Annotated in this window: 18 protein-coding genes and 1 pseudogene; 9 read left to right on the top strand and 10 right to left on the bottom strand. The window is 70.9% G+C overall.

Annotated elements, in window-relative coordinates:
- Positions 1-97: 97 nt before the first annotated feature.
- From MFF26_RS22910 to MFF26_RS22895, 4 genes are all read right to left on the bottom strand, one after another.
- Positions 98-3022, bottom strand: coding sequence for an FAD-binding and (Fe-S)-binding domain-containing protein (locus MFF26_RS22910; protein WP_137830299.1), 2925 nt, complete (start codon positions 3020-3022; stop codon positions 98-100).
- A 172-nt stretch (positions 3023-3194) separates the two neighbouring features.
- A complete protein-coding gene (locus tag MFF26_RS22905; protein WP_137830298.1) occupies positions 3195-4571 on the bottom strand; it encodes a polyhydroxyalkanoate depolymerase in 1377 nt (458 codons plus the stop codon).
- 235 nt (positions 4572-4806) lie between these two features.
- The gene (locus MFF26_RS22900; protein ID WP_137830297.1) at positions 4807-6240 is read right to left on the bottom strand and encodes an NAD-dependent succinate-semialdehyde dehydrogenase; all 1434 of its coding nucleotides are present in this window, start codon (positions 6238-6240) and stop codon (positions 4807-4809) included.
- A 183-nt stretch (positions 6241-6423) separates the two neighbouring features.
- Positions 6424-7209 carry a class II glutamine amidotransferase gene (locus tag MFF26_RS22895; RefSeq protein WP_137830296.1) on the bottom strand — a complete coding sequence of 262 codons (786 nt, stop codon included), beginning with the start codon at positions 7207-7209 and terminating at the stop codon, positions 6424-6426.
- 305 nt (positions 7210-7514) lie between these two features.
- On the opposite strand from MFF26_RS22895, the gene MFF26_RS22890 reads away from it, so the two are divergent.
- Positions 7515-7901 (top strand): response regulator, encoded by a 387-nt coding sequence (locus MFF26_RS22890; protein ID WP_137830295.1) that lies wholly within the window; start codon positions 7515-7517, stop codon positions 7899-7901.
- A gap of 92 nt (positions 7902-7993) precedes the next feature.
- Here MFF26_RS22890 and rpsU read toward each other — a convergent pair whose 3' ends face one another.
- Together rpsU and MFF26_RS22880 are read right to left on the bottom strand one after the other, a co-directional pair.
- Positions 7994-8302: a 30S ribosomal protein S21 gene (gene rpsU / locus MFF26_RS22885; RefSeq protein WP_137830294.1), complete on the bottom strand. Its 309-nt coding sequence runs from the start codon at positions 8300-8302 to the stop codon at positions 7994-7996.
- Between the two features lie 390 nt (positions 8303-8692).
- Positions 8693-9907 (bottom strand): polyhydroxyalkanoate depolymerase, encoded by a 1215-nt coding sequence (locus MFF26_RS22880; RefSeq protein WP_137830293.1) that lies wholly within the window; start codon positions 9905-9907, stop codon positions 8693-8695.
- Positions 9908-10289: 382 nt separating this feature from the next.
- Here MFF26_RS22880 and MFF26_RS22875 point away from each other — a divergent pair, with 382 nt between their 5' ends.
- Positions 10290-10946: a glutathione S-transferase family protein gene (locus MFF26_RS22875; protein WP_137830292.1), complete on the top strand. Its 657-nt coding sequence runs from the start codon at positions 10290-10292 to the stop codon at positions 10944-10946.
- A 109-nt stretch (positions 10947-11055) separates the two neighbouring features.
- On the opposite strand, the gene MFF26_RS22870 is transcribed toward MFF26_RS22875, so the two are convergent.
- Positions 11056-12570 carry an ATP-binding protein gene (locus tag MFF26_RS22870; protein ID WP_137830291.1) on the bottom strand — a complete coding sequence of 505 codons (1515 nt, stop codon included), beginning with the start codon at positions 12568-12570 and terminating at the stop codon, positions 11056-11058.
- Entirely contained in the window at positions 12567-13289 is a 723-nt protein-coding gene (locus tag MFF26_RS22865) for a response regulator (RefSeq protein ID WP_137830290.1), read from the bottom strand. The genes MFF26_RS22870 and MFF26_RS22865 overlap by 4 nt, the downstream gene beginning before the upstream one ends.
- A gap of 235 nt (positions 13290-13524) precedes the next feature.
- Between MFF26_RS22865 and MFF26_RS22860 the strand changes: the two genes are divergently transcribed.
- From MFF26_RS22860 to MFF26_RS22840, 5 genes are all read left to right on the top strand, one after another.
- Positions 13525-13806: an accessory factor UbiK family protein gene (locus MFF26_RS22860; RefSeq protein ID WP_137830289.1), complete on the top strand. Its 282-nt coding sequence runs from the start codon at positions 13525-13527 to the stop codon at positions 13804-13806.
- Positions 13807-14211: 405 nt separating this feature from the next.
- Entirely contained in the window at positions 14212-14718 is a 507-nt protein-coding gene (locus MFF26_RS22855; RefSeq protein WP_137830288.1) for a type III secretion system chaperone family protein, read from the top strand.
- A 99-nt stretch (positions 14719-14817) separates the two neighbouring features.
- Positions 14818-15672 (top strand): pyrroline-5-carboxylate reductase, encoded by an 855-nt coding sequence (gene proC / locus MFF26_RS22850; RefSeq protein WP_238308629.1) that lies wholly within the window; start codon positions 14818-14820, stop codon positions 15670-15672.
- Between the two features lie 68 nt (positions 15673-15740).
- Positions 15741-16583, top strand: a complete 843-nt coding sequence (locus tag MFF26_RS22845) for a TetR/AcrR family transcriptional regulator (protein WP_137831832.1) — start codon at positions 15741-15743, stop codon at positions 16581-16583.
- 101 nt (positions 16584-16684) lie between these two features.
- Positions 16685-17263: a cytochrome b gene (locus MFF26_RS22840; RefSeq protein ID WP_238308609.1), complete on the top strand. Its 579-nt coding sequence runs from the start codon at positions 16685-16687 to the stop codon at positions 17261-17263.
- A gap of 10 nt (positions 17264-17273) precedes the next feature.
- On the opposite strand, the gene MFF26_RS22835 is transcribed toward MFF26_RS22840, so the two are convergent.
- Entirely contained in the window at positions 17274-18164 is an 891-nt protein-coding gene (locus tag MFF26_RS22835; protein WP_137831830.1) for a LysR substrate-binding domain-containing protein, read from the bottom strand.
- A gap of 148 nt (positions 18165-18312) precedes the next feature.
- On the opposite strand from MFF26_RS22835, the gene MFF26_RS22830 reads away from it, so the two are divergent.
- Both MFF26_RS22830 and MFF26_RS22825 read left to right on the top strand, forming a co-directional pair.
- Positions 18313-18531, top strand: a complete 219-nt coding sequence (locus MFF26_RS22830; RefSeq protein ID WP_238308608.1) for a hypothetical protein — start codon at positions 18313-18315, stop codon at positions 18529-18531.
- A 152-nt stretch (positions 18532-18683) separates the two neighbouring features.
- On the top strand, positions 18684-19436 hold the full coding sequence (locus tag MFF26_RS22825) for a sulfite exporter TauE/SafE family protein (RefSeq protein WP_238308607.1): 753 nt from the start codon (positions 18684-18686) through the stop codon (positions 19434-19436).
- Positions 19437-19442: 6 nt separating this feature from the next.
- Here the strand turns inward: MFF26_RS22825 and MFF26_RS22820 are convergent.
- Positions 19443-19543 (bottom strand): annotated as a pseudogene (locus tag MFF26_RS22820) (IS5/IS1182 family transposase); the annotation flags it as partial.

Below are 19543 nucleotides of genomic sequence, written 5' to 3'. Positions count from 1 at the left end.
GAGCACGATGCGGAAAAGTGGAATCCGGTTTTCCGAAATCATCTTGCGACATGAATAGATAGATCGTGCTGCTGTTTCCCCGAAACAGCAGCACGATCTAGAGCGCCGCGTCGAGCACGCGGGCGACGTGGATCGCCTCGCGCCCGAGCCCGTCGTGGATCTGATGGCGGCAGCTCGTGCCGTCGGCGACGACGAGGTCGTCGGGCCCGGCCTTGCGGAGGGCTGGGAACAGCGACAGCTCGGCCATGGCGAAGGACGCGTCGATCGTGTCGGCCCGGTAGCCGAAGGCCCCGGCCATGCCGCAACAGCTCGATTCGATCACCCTGACGTCGAGCCCCGGCACGTGGCGCAACACCGTCTCCACCGCCCCCATCACGCCGAAACTCTTCTGGTGGCAATGGCCGTGCAGATGCGCGACGCGGCCCCCCTGCTCCCGGAGCGGCAGGCGGATCCGGCCCGCCGCGAGATCGGCGGCGAGCAGTTCCTCGAACAGGAGACTGCGCTCCGCCAACGTCTTCGCCTCGTCCCCCGGCAGGAGCGACAGGAACTCGTCGCGGAAGGTGAGGAGGCAGGAGGGCTCCAGCCCGACCACGCGCGCACCGGCGCGCACGAAGGGCAGGAGCGCGTCGAGCGTCCGGCGCGCCTCTTCCCGCGCCCGGTCGGTCTGGCCGGAGGCCAGCCACGTGCGGCCGCAGCAGAGCGGGCGCCGGCCCTTATGGGCCAGCACGCGGTGCAGGCGGTAGCCCGCGGCCGTCAGAACCCGCTCGGCGGCCTCGAGATTCTCGCGCTCGAAGGCGCGGTTGAAGGTGTCGCCGAACAGGACGATGTCGCGGACATCGTCCACCACGTCCTGCGGGTGCGCCGGCTCGCCGGCTTCGCGCCAGGGCCGCCGCCAGGCCGGCAGCGAGCGCCGCGCCGAGAAGCCGAGGCGATCCTCGCCGAACTTCGCCAGGATGGCGGAGCGGTTGCGCAGGTTGAGCAGGGGGCTCAGCGCCGCGGCGATCCCGGCGAAGCGCGGCATCTCGGCCACCAAGCGCTCGCGCAGGGGCAGCCCGTGGCGGGCATGGTAATGGTGCAGGAACTCGATCTTCATCTTGGCCATGTCGACGCCGGTCGGGCATTCCCGGCGGCAGGCCTTGCAGGACACGCACAGATCCATCGTGCGCTTCATCTCCGGCGACAGGAACGCGTCCTTGCCGAGCTGGCCGGAGATGGCGAGGCGCAGGGAATTGGCCCGGCCCCGCGTCAGGTGCTGCTCGTCGCCGGTGGCACGGTAGGAGGGGCACATGGCGCCCCCGGCGAGCTTCCGGCAGGTGCCGTTGTTGTTGCACATCTCGACCGCCGGGCCGAACCCGCCCCAATCCGACCAGTCGAGGGCCGTCCGCGCCGGCTCGGTCACCTCATAACCGGGGGCGAAGCGCATCAGCGTGCGGTCGTCCATCTTCAGCGGGCGGACGATCTTGTTGGGGTTCAGGCGGTTGTCGGGATCGAAGGCGTCCTTCACCGTCTCGAAGGCGCGGGTGAGCGTCGGGCCGAACAGCGGCTCGACGAATTCCGAGCGCGAGATGCCGTCGCCGTGCTCGCCCGAATAGGAGCCCTTGTGCCGGCGCACCAGTTCCGCGGTCTCCTCGGCGATGGCGCGCATCGTCGCCACGTCGCCCCCGTCCTTCATGTTGAGGATCGGGCGCACGTGCAGGCAGCCGACGGAGGCATGGGCGTACCACGTGCCCCGCGTGCCGTGCCGGGAAAACACCTCGGTGACGGCATCGGTGTAATCGGCCAGATGCTCGAGGGGGACGGCGCAATCCTCGATGAACGAGACGGGCTTCCGGTCGCCCTTCATCGACATCATGATGTTGAGGCAGGCCTCCCGCACCTCCCAGACCGCCTTCTGGCGGTTGGCCTCGACCACCTCGACCACGGCGTCGGGAAAGCCGTGATCGGCCATGCACTGGTCGAGGCGCCGCAGATCGCGCTGGAGCGCGGCGAGGTCATCGCCCGCGAACTCGGCGAGCAGCAGGCAGTTCGGGGTGCCCTTCGTGATGTCGGCGAGGGTGGTGCGGAACAGCGGGATGTCGGCGCCGAGGACCAGCACGTTGTTGTCGACGAGCTCGACCGCCACCGGATCGAGGCCGACGATCGCCTGAGTCGTCTCCATCGCCGCGCGGAACGAGGGGAAATGGCACACGCCCATGACCCGGTGGGCGGGCAGCCGCGAGAGCTTGAGCGTCACCGCCGTGGTGGCAGCGAGCGTCCCCTCCGATCCGACGAGGAGATGGGCGAGGTTCGGCCGCGGCTCGATCAGGCTGTCGAGGTTGTAGCCGCCGACCCGCCGCTGCACCTTCGGGTAGACCCGTTCGATCTCCCCGCGATGCGCGTCGGCCAGGGCCAGCATGCGCCGGGCGAGATCTTCGGCCCGGGGGCCGCCGGACACCGCGGCGGCCTCATTGCCGGTGAGCCCGAAGCCGAAGGCGCGCCCGTCGTGGAACAGGGCCTCCAGCCCGAGGACGTTGTCGCTCATCTTGCCGTAGCGCAGGGAGCGGGCGCCGCAGGAATTGTTGCCCGCCATGCCGCCGATGGTGCAGCGGGTCGCGGTCGAGGGCTCGACGGGGAAGAACCAGCCATCGGCCCGCAGGCGCGCGTTCAGCCGTTCCAGCACGTGGCCGGGCTCGACCGTGACGGTGCCGGCCTCCGCATCGTAGGCCAGGACCCGGTTGAAGTGGCGCGAGCAATCGACCACGAGGCCGGAGCCGATCGGCTGGCCGTTCTGCGAGGTGCCGCCGCCGCGCAGGATCACCGGAAGCGCGTGATCGGCCGCGACCTTCAGGGTCGCGGCGATATCGTCGGCGCTTTTCGGGAAGACGACGCCGGCCGGCATGATCTGGTAGATCGAGGCATCGGTCGCGTAGCGCCCGCGGGTGAAGGCGTCGAAGCGGGCCTCGCCCTGCAGAACCTCCGCGAGCTTGCGCGGCAGCCCCGCCGCATTGCGGGCCGTCGCCCGCGGACTGGCTGTCGCGCCCAAGTCGAACCTCCCCTCGCCACGCCGGTCCCGACGTTTTTGAATTCATAATTCAGCGAGAGGGGTGGGTCAAACAGCGATCCGTCCGGGGGGCGCGACAAGAGATACCGGCTTTTCTCTCGAGGACGGAAAGCCGGTATCCTCGGGATGAGGCGGTTGGGCAGAAGGGACGGGATTACCCGATCCGCTGCTCCGGACGTTCGTTCGGGGTGGGGGCCTCGCGCCAGACGGCCCAGTCGGGGCGGCGTGCACGGGGCGGCACGGCGTGGCGTTGCGGTTGGGCCAGCGCCGGCTCGACCGGCAGGAGGATCGGGCGCGTATCGACCTCCGACGCCCTCTCCGCGGCCGGGCGGGCCGCCTCCATGCTGCGCTCCATGAAGCCGCGCATCAGCGGCACGATCTCGGCGCGGAAGCGCGAGCCGTTGAAGATGCCGTAATGTCCCGCGCCCGGCTGGAGGTGATAGGCCTTGGCGCTCTCGGGCAGGTTCACGGCCAGTTCCAGCGCGGCCCTGGTCTGACCGATGCCGGTGATGTCGTCCTTCTCGCCCTCGATCGCCATGAGGTGACAGCGGCGGATGGCACCGAGATCGACCTTCCGGCCCCGGTGATGGAACACGCCGCGGGGCAGTTCATGATCGATGAAGACCCGGCGGATCGTCTCGAGGTAGAATTCGGCGGTGAGGTCCATCACCGCGAGATACTCGTCGTAGAAAGCGCGGTGCTTGGCCGCCGAATCGCCATCGCCCCGCACGAGATGGTCGAACATCGCGTGATGCGCGTCCGCGTGGCGCTCCAGATTCATGCCCATGAAGCCGGCGAGCTGCAGGAAGCCTGGATAGACCGCGCGCCCCGCCCCCGGATAACCCGGCGGCACGGTGTGGATGCAGTTCTGCTCGAACCAGGGAAACCCCTTCTCGGTGGCCAGCGCATTCACAGCGGTCGGCGCGCGGCGGGTGTCGATCGGACCGCCGATCACGGTGGCCGAGCGCGGCACCAGCGGATTCCCCTCCGCCTCCATGCGGGCGATGGCGGCCAGGACCGGCACCGAGGGCTGGCACACCGCAGCGACGTGGAGATCCGGCCCCAGCGCCTCGAACAGCTGGATGCAGGTGTCGACGTAATCGTCGAGCCCGAAGCGGCCGGCGGCGAGCGGAACCTGCCGGGCATCCGCCCAGTCGGTAATGACGACCTGATGGGTCGGGAGGAAGCCTTCTACCGTGCCGCGCAGCAGCGTGGCGTAATGGCCCGACATCGGCGCCACGATCAGGAGCTTCGGGCGCGCCTCAAGCTCGGGACCGGGTTCGCCGAAGGCGACGGCGCGGCAGAACGGGCTTTCCCAGACGACGCGCTCGGGCACGCCGAGACGGAAGTCCGGCTTGGCGTAGACGCGGGTGGCGCGCTCGAACATCTCGCAGCCGGCGGCGACCGCGCGGCTCTGCGGCGCGTAGGCCAGCGGGTTGAACGGGTTCTCGCAGGCGATGCGGGTGGCTTCAGCGGCCATGCGCAGGGGCGCAAGCCACAGATGTCCAGCCTCGTAGAGAGGATACAGCAAGCGAGCACTCCCCGGAGCAGCTCGCAGACCCAAGCTGTCCTTATCTTCATGATGCTGAGGATTAAACTCGCATCGCCTGCAGAAAGTTTCCTTTGTTCAAGAGACCACTGGGGAAAACCAGAGTTATTGTGCACCGCCGCATCCCCGGCTGGGGCGCGCTTTCCCGTCCGAACCCCTCGGCCGTCATTCCGGGGCGCGGAGCGAAACCGGAACGACGTCGTGAGGAGCGAAAGCCTCAGGCGCTCGCCTGGGTGACGAACTTCGTCACCAGATAGGCCTCGATCGCCTCCGAGCCGCCCTCGCTGCCGTAGCCGGATTCCTTGACGCCGCCGAAGGGCGTCTCGGGCAGCGCGATGCCGTGGTGATTGATCGAGATCATGCCGGATTCGACGCTCGCCCCGACGCGGGTCGCGCGGGTGGCCGAGCGGGTATAGGCGTAGGCGGCGAGGCCGTAGGGCAGGCGGTTGGCTTCCGAGAGCGCCTCGTCATCCGCGGAGAAGCGGCGGATCGCGGCGATCGGGCCGAACGGCTCCTCGTTCATGATCCGGGCATCGAGCGGCACATCGGTGAAGACCGTGGGCTCGAAGAAATGGCCCCGATTGCCGATGCGCTTGCCGCCGGTCCTGAGCCGGGCGCCCTTGGCCTCGGCATCCGCCACGAAGGCTTCCATCGCCTCGACCCGGCGGCCATGGACCAGCGGGCCCATCCCCGTATCGGGCTCGAGCCCGTCGCCGACCACGAGGGCCTCGGAGGCCGCCACGAAGCCGTCGACGAAGCGGTCGTAGACGGTGTCCTGCACGAGGAAGCGGGTCGGGGCGACGCAGACCTGGCCGGCATTGCGGTACTTGTTGGCCGAGAGCACCCGCACGGCGGTGTCGACATCGGCGTCGTCGAAGACGATGGCCGGGGCATGGCCGCCGAGTTCCATCGTCGCCCGCTTCATGTGGCGACCGGCGAGGGCGGCCAGGTCCTTGCCCACCGCGGTCGAGCCGGTGAAGGTGATCTTGCGGATGACCGGGTGCGGAATGAGGCGGCCGGAGATGGCGGCGGGATCGCCGTAGACCAGGGCGAGGGCATCCCCCGGCACACCCGCATCGAGGAAGGCGCGCACCAGCTCGGCGCAGGAGGCCGGCGTGTCCTCGGGTCCCTTGAGGATCACCGAGCAGCCGGTGCAGAGCGCCGCCGAGATCTTCCGCACCGCCTGGTTGATCGGGAAGTTCCAGGGCGTGAAGGCGGCGACCGGCCCGACCGGCTCGCGCGTCACGAATTGGAGCACGCCCTCCGCGCGCGCCGGGATGACCCGGCCATAGGCGCGCCGGCCTTCCTCCGCGAACCACTCGATGATGTCGGCGGCGACCCCGGTCTCGACCCTAGCCTCCGCCAGCGGCTTGCCCTGCTCGCGGGTCATGGTGCGGGCGATCGGCTCGAGGCGCTCGCGCATCAGGGCGGCGGCCCGGCGCAGAATCTTGGCCCGGTCGAAGGCTGAAATCCGTCGCCACGCGGCGAAGCCCCGCTCGGCCGCCGCGAGCGCCGCGTCGAGATCGTCCTGCGTCGCCACCGCGACCCGGCCGATGGTCTCCCCGGTGGCGGGATTGAGGATCGGCAGGGTGTCGCCGGCCCCGCCGCCGCGCCATTGGCCGGCAATGTGAAGCGAAACGTCGAGATCCATGAGCCGTCTCCTGGGCGGGGAACGGCCCTTATCTAGTCGAGCGGCCGCGGCTTGGGGACCGGGCGGGGCTGAAGGCTGGCTTGCGAGGGGGCGGAGGCTCTTCGAGGCCGGACCATCGCGAGATCGTGCTTTCCAGCCCATCCCCTCATCCCAAGGGGGGATGGGGTAGGCCGATCGAATCGCTCAAGCCGCCGCGCGGCCGGCTTCCGGTCGGCTCACCACCGCGCGGAAACCCCGGCGCGCCCGGAGCGTGCCGCCCTTGGGCACCACCTGCCAGCCCTCGCGGCAGCCGTCGATCGGCTCGGACACGACGGTGAGGCCGCGCTCGCTCTCGCGATAGTAGAGGCTCGGCGGGCGCCCGTCGCAGGCCCAGCGGAAGGCGGTGAGGCTGTCGCCGTCCGTGAGCACGGCGGTGAAGCGGAAGGGCTCCGCGATGCGCGCGGCCTGCATCAGGTCGCGCACGGTGGCGCAGGTCGTCTCCATGGCGGCGACCGGGTCGGTCTCCAGCCCATGGGCCAGGGCCAGCAGGAAGATCGCCTCGGAATCGGTCGTGCCGCGGCGGGTGTCGTAAAGGTCGTCCGGGATCAGCGCCTCCAGGCGCCGCTTGATCCGGTGATAGCCGCCGATCTGGCCGTTATGCATGAACAGGTGGCGGCCATGGGCGAAGGGATGGCAATTCGCCCGCGTCGTGGCCGTGCCGGTCGCCGCCCGCACATGGGCGAAGAAGGTCTTGGCCCGCACCTGCCGGCACAGGTTGACGAGGTTGTCGTCCGACCAGGCGGGACAGACATCGCGATAGAGACCGGGCTCGGCATGCTCGCCGTACCAGCCGATACCGAAGCCGTCTCCGTTGGTCTCGGTCTTCGCTTCCGACGCGTGGAGCGATTGATGCACCAGCGAGTGCGTCGGGGCGCAGACGAGTTCGTTCAGGAAGACAGGCTCACCGAGATAGGCGAGGAAACGGCACATGGCGGAACGTCGGCCTCCTATGTCTCCTGGTTCGAGCGGTGCAAGACTCGGTCCGAAAGGGCCGCTGCCCGTCACCGGCTTGTTACAATCCGATCCGTTGCGTGAACAGGTCGTTAAGAAACATCATTGCGCCGGCTGAACGTGAAGCGACGCCCGGCCCCTGAACCATTCATTCGCGGGCCTGTTGTCGCAGAGCAACCTTCGGCAGCGCTCGTTGCCGTGTGTCGGGTTCAGCCCGCGGGTTCCACCCGTCCGGCGCCGCGTCGTCCCGCGCCGGTCCTTCCTTCGTCGCCAGAGGAGCCATCATGCCCCAAGCCCCGTCCGACTGTCCCGTCGCGCTCGTCGTCGAGAACGACGAGGCCGCCCGCGATCTCGCCGCGGCGCTGATCGAGGAGACCGACCTCGACGTCATCGCCTGTTCGAGTGCGGAGGACGCGCTGGCGGTGCTGGAGCGGGACGACGTCACCGTCGCCATGGTGGTCGCCGATACGCGGCTGTCGGGGAAGATGGACGGGGCGACCCTCGCCCGCACCGTCGAGGATCGGTGGCCGCAGGTGCGGCTCGTGGTGACCTCCGAGGGGACGCCGCGCGCCGACCTGCCGCCCCACGCGGTCTACATGAGCAAACCCTGGCTTCCCCTCGACCTCCTGCGGCAGGCCGAGCGCGCCACCCTCACCGCCCGGGCGGCCTGATCCCGGACACGAAAAAGGCCCCGCTCACGGCGGGGCCTTTTTCGTGTCGGATCCACGAGGAGCCGGGCCCGGAGACCGGGCCGAGGCCGGCCTCAGGAGGCGACGGCGGGCGTCGCGGCGGCGGCCGGCTGCTGCGAGAAGCTCGGGGCGCCGGGGCGACGCGGAGCGCCGGTACGGGGCTTCGGCTTCGGCGCGGCGATCAGGCCCTCGCGGATCGCGGTCTTGCGGGCCTGCTTGCGGGCGCGGCGGACGGCCTCGGCCTTCTCGCGCGCCTTGCGCACGGAGGGCTTCTCGTAGGCCTTGCGCTGCTTCATCTCGCGGAAGATGCCCTCGCGCTGCATCTTCTTCTTGAGGACGCGAAGCGCCTGGTCAACGTTGTTGTCGCGAACGAGTACCTGCAACGGAATCAACCCCTGAGTTCTGCTGTTTCGGACCGCGCCGGCCTCGGATTCCCGGCCGGACCGGGAAAAAGCCGTCAGGCGCCTCGGTCCCCGGTTTCCATTCCGGGGGAGGCGTCGCGACGGCGGCCGAATCGGCGCGAATGAATTGCACCTGGGCGCGCGACTTACACGAAGCCGGCTCCGGTTGGAAGTGTGCGCGGAAGACAAGGCCTTCCGAAAGTTTTTCCCCACACGGATCTCGCCCCTCCGTGACACGTCCGCCATGGTGCGGAACCGGGGGGTCGCGGCGACGGGATCGTCAGCGCCGCGCGCCGCTTCCCGACCGTCCTTCCGGGGCGCAGCAGGCGATACCGGAAAGGCGGTCGAGGGATGCCCGTTTGCCGGCCCGCCTCAGGCGTGGGAGGCGATGAAGTTGCGCACCAGCGGGTAGGTCTGCCCCTCCCACTTGCGGCCGGAGAACACGCCGTAATGGCCCACCCCCGCCTGGAGGTGATGGCTCTTCATATGCGGCGGCAGGCTCGAGCAGAGGTCGTGGGCCGCCATCGTCTGGCCGACCGCGCAGATGTCGTCGCGCTCGCCCTCGACCGTCATCAAGGCGGTGCGCCGGATCGCGCCCATGTCGATCCGCTCGCCGCGATAGGTCAGCTCGTTGCGCGCGAGCGTATAATCCTGGAACACGGTCTTGACCGTCTCGAGATAGAACTCGGCCGTGAGATCCAGCACGGCGAAATACTCGTCGTAGAAGGTCTCGACGGCGCGGGCCTTCTCCGCATCCCCGTCGACATAGTTCCAGAACAGGTTCGCATGCGCGTCCTGGTGGCGCTTGGCATTCATCGCGACGAAGGCCGACACCTGCATGTAGCCGGGATAGACCCGCCGCCCGGCACCCTTGTGCCGCCCCGAGACGGTGGCGATCAGGTTCTGCTCGAACCACTCGATCGGCTTCGAGGTGGCGAGCTGGTTCACCGAGGTCGGACTGATGCGGCAATCGACCGGTCCGGCCATCAGCGTCATGCTGCGGGGCTGGGCCGGGTTCTTGGTATGCGCCATCACGGCGGCGGCGGCGAGCGCCTGCACCGCGGGCTGGCACACCGCCATGAGATGGGCGCCCTCGCCGATCGCCTCCATGAAGCGCACGACGTGATCGACATAATCGTCGAAGCCGAAGCGACCTTCCGAAACCGGCACGTCGCGGGCATTGTGCCAGTCGGTGATGTAGACGTCGTGATCGGGCAGCAGCGTGCGCACCGTGCCGCGCAGCAGCGTGGCGAAATGGCCCGACAGGGGAGCGAGCAGCAGCACCTTGGGCTGGGCGGTGTCGATGTCCTTGCGGAAGCGCAGCAGCGTGCCGAACGGCGTGGCCAGCACCGGCTCCTCGACGACCGGCACCTCGCGGTTGCCCACCGTGACGGCGTTGATGCCGTAGGCGGGGCGGGCGAAGGTGAGACCGGCCCGCATCATCATCCGGGCGCCGGCCGACCACCACTTGGCGCTATCGTGCCAGGGCGTGCGCATCCAGGGCGCCGCCACATCGTGGAGGAGGCTGCCCCACTGGCGCGTCTGCCGGGCGATGTCCGACTGGACATCGAAGGCTTGATACAGCATCGGGTCAAACTCCCAGCACGAACGTCCCGATGCCCGGCGTCGTCCGGTGCACTTTATCCAGTCCGCGGCCGTCGCCCCCGCGCCGCGATTTCGGGCGGTCCAGGCTAAGCCGTTCGAAAAACCGCGCAACCGACCAAAAGTACACAGATGCAGCCTGTGTCGAGATTGCATCACACTGTGTGCACGGTCGTCCGGAGAACATTCGTTTCCCGTGTCGCGCCATCGGCTTGGCCCGTCTCTCTTCCCGTCTCTCTTCCCGTCGCTCTTGGGGACCGTGCCCCGCCGCGAGGCGCGGGTCCGATACCGCCGGGCCGGCGGCGGGCCGGGGATCCGGCACAAGTCTTGGATCGCCGGACCCAAGACCCATGCGGGAGAAAAGGCCATGGCCGAGGCGACGCTCACGATCTCCAGCCGGAACTATTCTTCCTGGTCCCTGCGCGGTTGGCTGCTGTGCCGGATGGCCGGGCTCGACCTCGCCGTGGAACTCCTGCCCGGCAGCGATGCCTCGACCCGGGCGGAGCTGCTCCACCTGTCGCCGTCCTTCCTGGTGCCGCGCCTCGACCATGGCGGCATCGCGGTCTGGGACGCGCTCGCCATCGCCGAATATCTCAACGAGATCCGTCCCGAGGCCGGCCTCCTGCCGGAGACGCCCAGCGAGCGCGCCCGCTGCCGCTCGGTCTCGGCGGAGATGCATGGCGGCTTCATCAACCTGCGCTCGGCGCTGCCGATGAACCTGCGCAGCCTCCACCGCGGCTTCAAGATCTTCAACGGCGCCAAGGGCGACATCGAGCGCATCTGCGCGATCTTCGAGGATTGCCTGTCGCGCTCCGGTGGGCCGTTCCTGTTCGGCGCCCGGCCGACCATGGCGGACGCGATGTACGCCCCCGTCTGCACGCGGTTCCGCACCTACGACGTCGCCCTGCCCTTCACCGCCGCCACCTATCGCGACACGATCCTGGGCTGGGACCTGCTCAACGAATGGGCATCCCTGGCCGAGCATGAGCCGGACGAGATCGAGGAACTCGATATGGAGTTCTGATCCGGCGTCCGCTTGATGCAAGCCGGATCAGCGCGCTCGCGCGGCGCTTGAGCGAAGCCCGCATCCGCCATCCCGTAGGGCTCGACCGGATGGGGCCCGAGGGGCGCCCTCAGCCGCCGCGGCTCGATGCGGCGAGCGGCAGTTCGATGCGGGCGCAGAGCCCCCCTCCCTGGCGGTTCTCCAGGGTCAGGCGCCCGCCATGGCCCTCGACGATGGCGAGCACGATCGACAGGCCGAGGCCGAAGCCGGTCGCCGCGTTGAGGTTGCGGGCGCGGTCGCCGCGCACGAAGGGCTGGAGCATGGCGTGGCGCTCGGCCTCGGGGATGCCGGGCCCGTCGTCCAGGACCTCCACGGCGACGCCGGGGGGCTCGCTCTGTCTCGCGGGTCCCATCAGGATGCGGGCGCCGCCGCCATATTTCACGGCATTGTCGACGAGGTTGGTGAGCGCCCGCTCCAGGTCGTCGGGGCGGCCGCGCACGAGGACGTGGCGGCTGCGCTCCAGGCTCACCGCCGCGCCGATATCGATGAAGCCGTCGCAGACGGTCTGGACCACGGAGGCGAGGTCGATCAGCAGCGGCTCGCCCTCGCTCGCACTCCCCTGTCCGTCGCGGACGAAGGAGAGGGCGGATTCGACGAGGCCGTTCATCTGATCGAGGTCGCGCAGGGTCATCTCCCGGGCGCGATCGTCCTCGATGAACTCGGCGCGCAGGCGCAGGCGGGTGATCGGGGTGCGCAGGTCGTGGCTGATCGCCGCCAGCATCTGCGTGCGGTCGTCGAGGAGCCGCAGCACGCGGGCGCGCATCCGGTCGAGGGCGCGCGCGAGCGCCAGCACCTCCTCCGGACCGCGCTTGGGCAGCGGCGGCGGCTCTTCGGCGGTGCCGAAGGCTTCGGCCGCCGCCGCGAGCCCGGCGAGGGGCGCGGTGAGCGCCCGCGTCGCCCAGAACAGCAGCAGGGTGAGGCTGACGCCGAGGAAGACGAGGGTGAAGATGATGGCGCCCTGCCCGAACAGCGGGCGCGGGTGATCGTCGGGGAGCGCCGCCCGCAGCCGGGCGCCCGCGGGCGTGACGAGCCCGAGCGAGAGGAGGCCGGCCTCGTTCCCCTCGGGGGCGAGATCGACGAGGGCGAGATCGCGTCCGAATCCTTCCCGGAGCCGGACGACCAGGGGATGGCGGTCGATCGCCCGCTCGACGGCCTGCTCTTGTCCCTGCCCCTGCCCATGGCCCGGTGCCGGTCCTCGCGCTCCGGCGGGCGCCGCGCCGTCCCAGGGGGCGATGCGCAGGGTCGGCAGGCTGCGCGCCCCCGCGCGCAGCAGGGCGTCGCGCTCGCCGGGCTCGGCGGCGTCGAGGAGGCGCGCCAGGGTCGCGAGCCGGGTCGCGGCCACGCCGGGATGCCCGTCCGCCCGCCAGGGCTCGCGCAGAACCAGCACCGCGACGGTGGCGAGCACGTGGGCCGCCAGCATTGCCGCCACGACGAGGAGCGCGATCTGCCCCGCCGCGCTCCGCGGGCGCGACCAGACCGGCCATCGCCGGGGCGCCGCGGCGGAGGAGGCGACAGGGGCGACGGCGGGCGTCGCCGCAGGGGACGCCACGGATGACGGCAGGGCGGTGGTGCGGCCGGTGCTCATGAGCGGGCGATCTCCGGCGCGAACAGGTAGCCGCCGGAGCGGATCGTGCGGATGATCTCGGGATTGCGCGGGTCGGCCTCGATCTTCTGGCGGATGCGCGAGACCAGCACGTCGATGCTGCGCTCGAACGGCCCCGCCGCCCGCCCCTGCGTCAGGTCGAGGAGCTGGTCCCGCGAGAGCACCCGGCCCGGCCGTAGGCAGAGCGCGTGCAGGAGGTCGAACTCCGCCCCCGTCAGCGAGAGACGCGCGCCTTCGGGACTCAGCACCTGCCGCAGGCCGGCATCGAGCGTCCAGCCGGCGAAGTGGAAGCGGCGCACCCCTTCGCCGTCCTGCGGCTCGGCGCCCTTGCGCCGCAGGATCGCCCGGATGCGGGCGAGCAGCTCGCGCGGATTGAACGGCTTGCCGAGATAATCGTCGGCGCCGATCTCCAGCCCGACGATGCGGTCGATCTCCTCCGACTTCGCCGTGAGCATCAGGATCGGCACCTGCGAGGAAGCTCTGAGGCGGCGGCACAGGCTCAACCCGTCCTCGCCGGGCAGCATCAGGTCGAGGACGATCAGATCGACGCGGGCATCGGCCAGAACGCGATCCATCTCGCGCCCGTCGCCGGCCACGCTCACCCGGCACTCGTTGGCGCGCAGGTAGCGGGCAACCAGCGCGCTGATCTCGCGATCGTCCTCGACGACGAGGATGTGGGGGGTGGGGGCGTTCGCGCTCATGGCGCGTCCAGTCTTACGCCCGCTCCGGCCCGGGGCGGAAGCGGGTGGACGGCGCGCGATTGTCACCCTCCGTTTCGGCGATGGCGGCCGGACATGTTCGGCAACAGAGTGGCGCCGGTCCGGTGCCCGGCGCCGGGCGCCGTCCCGGCATCGACGGCCGCTCGATTGCCCCGCCGCCCGCGGATTCTTATGTCGGAGCATGCCCGCAACCGTGTCGGGCTCGGGAGAAGAACCCATGCAGAGCTCGAACCGCCTCTTCGACGACGTCGCCCGGATCTTCACCGACGCCGCCGGGGCGGCTCAGGGGGTCCGCCGCGAGGCCGAGACCCTGATCAAGGGACAGGCCGAGCGCCTGATCCGCGACATGGACGTCGCCACCCGCGAGGAGGTCGACGTGCTGCGCGACCTCGTCGCCGCCCTGCGCAGCCAGAACGACGCCCTCGCCGCCCGGGTGACCGCCCTGGAGGCGCGCCTCGGCACCGAGGCCGGCACGGCGGGCAACACGGAAGCGGTCTGACGCTTTCACCGGACCGATCGCTGCGGCGGAAGGAAACCGAAGGCGTCGTTCCGGATTCCTCTCCTGCCGCGGCGGCGCGATCCGGCGCCGTCCCGCACGATCGCAGGAGGCCGGATCGTCCGGATTCGAATGATCTTTGCACAGGAAGCAGCGGTGGACAGCCCTTGTTGCCCACTGCTGATGCCGGGACGACGCTTTGAAGCACGCCGGGGCTGCGGGCTATAAACGTCGGGTAGACGATTCGCCCCGTCGGAACAGACCGACCGGACCGCGGGGCCTCGTGAAATCTGATCGAAACCCTCCGCGGGACGGAGATCGACGGAACTCGTCCGGGTTCCGCCACGGCCCTGCTTTGCCCGCCGGCCCGATCGGACCCGTCCGACCGTGCCGACAACTTGGATCGCCATGACCCAGCTCAGCCTCATCGAAGCCAACGACCGGTCCGAGCACCCGATCGACGTCGTCGAGCGCCTTGCCTCCCTGCGCGACTGGATCTTCGATCGCATCGAGACCGACGAGATGTCGGTCTCGGTCTCGGGGCGCTGGGCCGAATACCATGTCGCCTTCACCTGGATCGAGGAGGTCGAAGCCCTCCACGTCGCCGCCGCCTTCGATCTCAAGGTGCCGGAGCGGCGCCGCGCCGAGATGCTGCGCCTCGTCTCGCTGGTGAACGAGCAGCTCTGGATCGGCCATTTCGACCTGTGGTCGTCCGACAGCGTGGTGATGTTCCGCCACTCGCTCCTGCTCAATGACGGGCTCGCCCCGACGCAGGGCCAGTGCGCGGCGCTGATGAAGGCCTCCACCGATGCCTGCGAGCGCTACTTCCAGGCGTTCCAGTTCGTGCTCTGGGCCGGCAAGTCCGCCCGCGAGGCCCTCGACGCGGTGCTGTTCGAGACCGAAGGCGAGGCCTGATCCGGGCTCGAGCCCGGCGCCGACCCGATCCGCGCGCCGGCACCGACCGCACCCCTTGATCGCGGGGCGATCCGGTGGGATCGAGGGCGCATGACGGACATGCCCGCTTCCCCCCTCGCCGCCGCCTCCCTCGCCACCTTGCCCGCCCCCCTGGTCCTCGTCGGCGCCGGCAAGATGGGGGGCGCCCTGCTGCGGGGCTGGCTCGCCGGGAGCCCCGCGGGCGGGCTCGACCCGGCCGCGGCGGTGGTGATCGAGCCGCACCCCTCCCCCGAGATCGCCGACCTCTGCGCCGCGCGCGGCCTCCGGCTCAACCCGGACCGGCCCGAGCCGGCGGGCGTCCTGGTGCTCGGCTTCAAGCCGCAGGGCCTCGACACCGCCGCGCCCTCGCTCGCGCCCTGGATCGGCGAGGGCACGCTCGTGGTCTCGATCCTGGCCGGCAAGACGATATCCGACCTCAAGCGCCGCCTGCCCGGCGCCCGCGCGGTGGTCCGGGCGATGCCGAACCTCCCCGCCAGCATCGGCCGCGGCGCCACCGGTGCGGTGGCCAGCCCCGAGGTCGATGCGGGCCAGCGCGCGGCGGCCGACGCGCTGCTCGCCAGCGCCGGGCTCGTCGCGTGGCTCGACGACGAGAGGCTGATCGACGCGCTCACCGCCGTGTCGGGATCGGGCCCGGCCTACGTCTTCCTCCTGGCCGAGGCGCTGGCGGAGGCCGGCATCGCGGCGGGCCTGCCGCCGGATCTCGCCCAGAGCCTCGCCCGCGCCACGGTGGCGGGCGCGGGCGCGCTGCTCGACGCGGATCCGCGCGCGGCGGCACAGCTGCGCAAGGACGTGACCTCGCCCGGCGGCACCACCGCGGCGGCGCTCGCCGTGCTGATGCGCGCGGGCGGCCTGCCCGACACCCTGCGCGACGCCGTCGAGGCCGCGCGGGTCCGGGCGGGCGAATTGTCCGGTTGAGCCGCTCCGGGGTGCAACCCCGCGCGACCGCGCCTACATACCGGCGAAGCGAGCACGGAGCACGGATCATGGACGAGGCCCGGAAGGACGAAGCCCAGAAGGACGGGGTCCAGGAGCTGAAACCGGGCAAGTCCAAGTCCGGCAAGACCGGAGCGGACGAGTCCAAGGCGGGTGGAGCCAAGGCAAGCGCGTCCAAGGCGAGCGCATCCGTATCCGGTCCCGAGACCACGGCGAAGAAGCCCGATTCCCGCACGGCCGCCGTCGAGGCCCTGATGCGGCTCGCCGCCGAGCAGCCCTGGAACGACATCGAGATCGGCGACATCGCCCGCGAGGCGGATCTGAGCCTCGCCGAGCTGCGCGAGCTGTTCCCCTCCAAGGGCGCCGTGCTCGGCGGCCTGTCGCGGATCATCGACCGGGCGGTGCTGGACGGCGACACCAGCGACCTCGCCGACGAGCCGGCCCGCGAGCGCCTGTTCGACGTGCTGATGCGCCGCCTCGACGCGATGACGCCCTACAAGGCAGCCCTGCAACGGATCAGCTTCGCGCTGCGCGGCGATCCCCTCTCGATGCTGGCGCTCAACGGCGTGGCGCTCAATTCCCACCGCTACATGCTGGCCGCGGCCGGGATCGACACCGAGGGTCCGCTGGGGCGCCTCAAGATCCAGGGCACCGTCCTGGCCTTCGCCCGCACCGTCGAGGTCTGGCTGGACGACGAGGATCCGGCGCTCGCCCGCACCATGGCCAAGCTCGACCGGGAGATCCGCCGCGGCGAGACCTTCATGGAACGGGCCGAGGATGCCCGCCGCCTCACCGCCCCGCTGCGGGCCATCGGCCGCGCCCTGATGGAACGGCGCCCCCGCCGCGCGCATCGGGAGCGCAGCGCCGACGAGGATCCGGCGGCGGCGATCTGAGTCCCACACGCGGATGTGATGTCCCGGACGGCCTTCCCGCCATAGGTGAATCGGAGGTTCGGCGGCGACGGCCTGTCGCCCCGCGTCCCGGGAGGATGGCCATGGATACCGCCGCCCAACGTGACACCGCCCTTCGCTCCGTCGGCGGCCCCGCCCGCTACGGCCGCATGGCTCAGGCCCTGCACTGGCTCACCGCGCTCCTCGTCGCCGCGGTGCTGCCTCTGGCCTGGATCGCGACGAACCTCGCCAAGGAGGATCCGGCCAAGCCGGTCGTCTTCCAATTCCACAAGTCGGTGGGGCTCACGATCCTGGCGCTGGTGGTCCTGCGCATCCTGTGGCGCGCCCTGCATCCGCCGCCGCCCGACACGGTCGAGCCCGCGGGTCTCGCCCTAATCGGCCGGATCAACCACTGGCTGCTCTACGCGGTGTTCCTGCTGATGCCGGTGAGCGGCTACCTGCTCAGCGCCTATAACGGCAACACGACGCAATTCTTCTATCTCTTCCCGATCCCCGGCTTCGCCAAGGACAAGGCGCTGCAGGAGACCTTCGCCTCGGTGCATCTCGCCGGGCAATACGCGGTCTACGCCCTGGTCGGACTGCATATCGCCGCCACGATCTGGCACGCCGCGATCCGCCGCGACGCCGTGCTCGCGCGGATGCTGCCGGGCCGATCCGGCTGAACGCCCGCGTTCACGCGCTCTCCGCGAGCAGATGGTCCACGAGCTGGCGCGCATGCGCCGGCAAGGCGGAAAACCTGCGGGCGGCCAGGACGAGGTACCGGCAGGCCCAGGGATCGCTCAGCGGCACGATCCGGATCGCCGCCGTCTCCCTGGCGCGGAGGGCCGCGGCCTCGGGGACGATGGCGACGCCGACGCCGCGGGCGACCATCCGGCAGACCGCGTCGAGCCCGCCGAGCCGCACCCGCAGCTTGAAGGGTCGGCCGGCGCGGGCGGCATGGCCGGCGAGATAGGTCTGGAGCGAGCGGCTGTGGCTCAGGCCCACGAAGGGCTCATCCAGAACCTCCCGCAGGGCGACCGCCGCCCGCTCCGCCAGGGGATGGCCCTCGGCCACCACGAGGACGAGCCGGTCGGGGCGCAGGCGCCGGGTCTCCAGATCGGCCAGTTCGGTGGTGTCGGCCACGACGCCGAGATCGGCCAGCCCACCCGCCACCGCATCGACCGTCTCCCGGCTGGTGCGCTCCTCCAGATCGACATCGACGCTCGGATGGGCGGCGAGGAACCCGGACAGGGCCTCCGGCAGGAAGGCCGCGACGGCGGCGGTGACGGAGAGCAGGCGGACATGGCCGCGCAGGCCGCGGGCATATTGCCCGAGTTCCCCGCGCATCTGCTCGAGCTGCGCCAGCACCGTGCGGGCGTGATGCGCCACCGCGAGCCCCGCCGGCGTCGGGCGCACCCCACGGGGGCGGCGCTCCAGGAGCGGGACGCCACCGTCGAGCTCCATGCCGCGGATGCGCTCGCTCGCGGACGCGAGGGCGAGGCCGGCGCGCTCCGCGCCGTGGGTGATGCTCTCGGCCTCGACCACGTGGAGGAACAGGCGGAGATCGGTCAGGTCGAAGCGCAAAGGCTCTGGTCCTCCGGTGGGCTTTGGTCCTCCGGTCGGCCATAATCCTCCGGCAGCGGCCCGCGGGCAAGAACCTTCGGCTCAGCCGAAGGCTGGGACGGGCGACTTCCGCATTGTCGCGCGCGTCCGCTCCGCCGAAGCTCGGCCCATGGCACAGCAGGCACCCACCCTCGTCTCGGGACGTCTCCTTCTGGAGGGCGCCACGATCGTCCTCGCGGCGCTCACCGCCCTGTCGGCCTTCGCGATCAAGACCGAGGCCGCGCGGACCTGCGCGGTCCCGCAGGTGGCGGCTCCGGCGCAGCTGGCCACCGCATCCGATCCCGACCCGGAAACCCTGTTCCGCGATGCCCTGATGCTGGGCGACTGAAGTCTGCCCGGATGCGCCGACCGCACGCAGAGTCTCCGGGCTTTCCCCGCCGGCCCGGCGCGCGGTGCCCTCGGGATGGCGCCCCGCGCACCGGCCTCGTCCCCACCGCGCGACCCGCCTGACCGCACGCCCGCCCCTGCACCGGACACCGTATGCCCCTCCCCCTCGACCCTTCGGCGCTCGCCATCGCGGCCTTCGCCTTCCTGCTCGCCGGCTTCGTCAAGGGCGTGGTCGGGCTCGGCCTGCCGCCGGTGGCGGTGGGGCTGCTCAGCCTCGTCATGACGCCCGCGGAGGCGGCGGCGATCCTCGTGGTGCCGGCCTTCGTCACCAATGTGTGGCAGCTCGTGGCGGGGCCGCGCTTCGGGACCCTGGCGCGGCGCCTGTGGCCGCTTCTCGTGGCGAGCACCCTGACGACGCTCGCCGCGGGGGCGCTGCTGCACGGCCGCTACGGGCGCGAGGCCACCATCGCCCTGGGCGTCGCGCTGATGATCTACGCCGCCTACGGCCTCGCGGCCCTGCGGCTCGCCGTGGCGCCGGCGACCGAGCGCTGGCTCGCCCCCCTGATCGGGGCCGCCACCGGCGTGGTGACGGCGGCGACCGGCGTCTCGTCCTTCCCGGCCGCGCCCTATCTCGGCGCGCTCGGGCTGACCAAGGACGACCTGATCCAGGCGCTCGGCCTGTCCTTCACCGTCTCCACCATCGCGCTGGCGATCGCGCTGACGGGCAGCGGCGTCCTCAATCCGGCAATCGCGGGCGTCTCGCTCGTCGCCCTCCTCCCGGCCCTGGGCGGGATGTTTATCGGCGGCTGGGTGCGGGGCCGGGTCAGCGATCCGGTGTTCCGAAAGGTCTTCTATGTCGGCCTGCTCGGCCTCGGGGCGCACCTCGCCGCGCGGGCGATCCTCTAGAGGCTGTTATGGACCGCAAGCGAGTAGGGCAGCCTTCCTGAGCATGAGGCAGACAAAGGCGACGAGGTGCAGGTCTGCCAATGTGCTTGCATATCGCTCGTAGTCCT

It is taken from the genome of Methylorubrum suomiense, from assembly GCF_022179765.1.
Lineage (GTDB): Bacteria > Pseudomonadota > Alphaproteobacteria > Rhizobiales > Beijerinckiaceae > Methylobacterium > Methylobacterium suomiense.
Note: the sequence above shows the minus strand (reverse complement) of the source record. Positions and strands in the feature narration are given on the sequence as shown.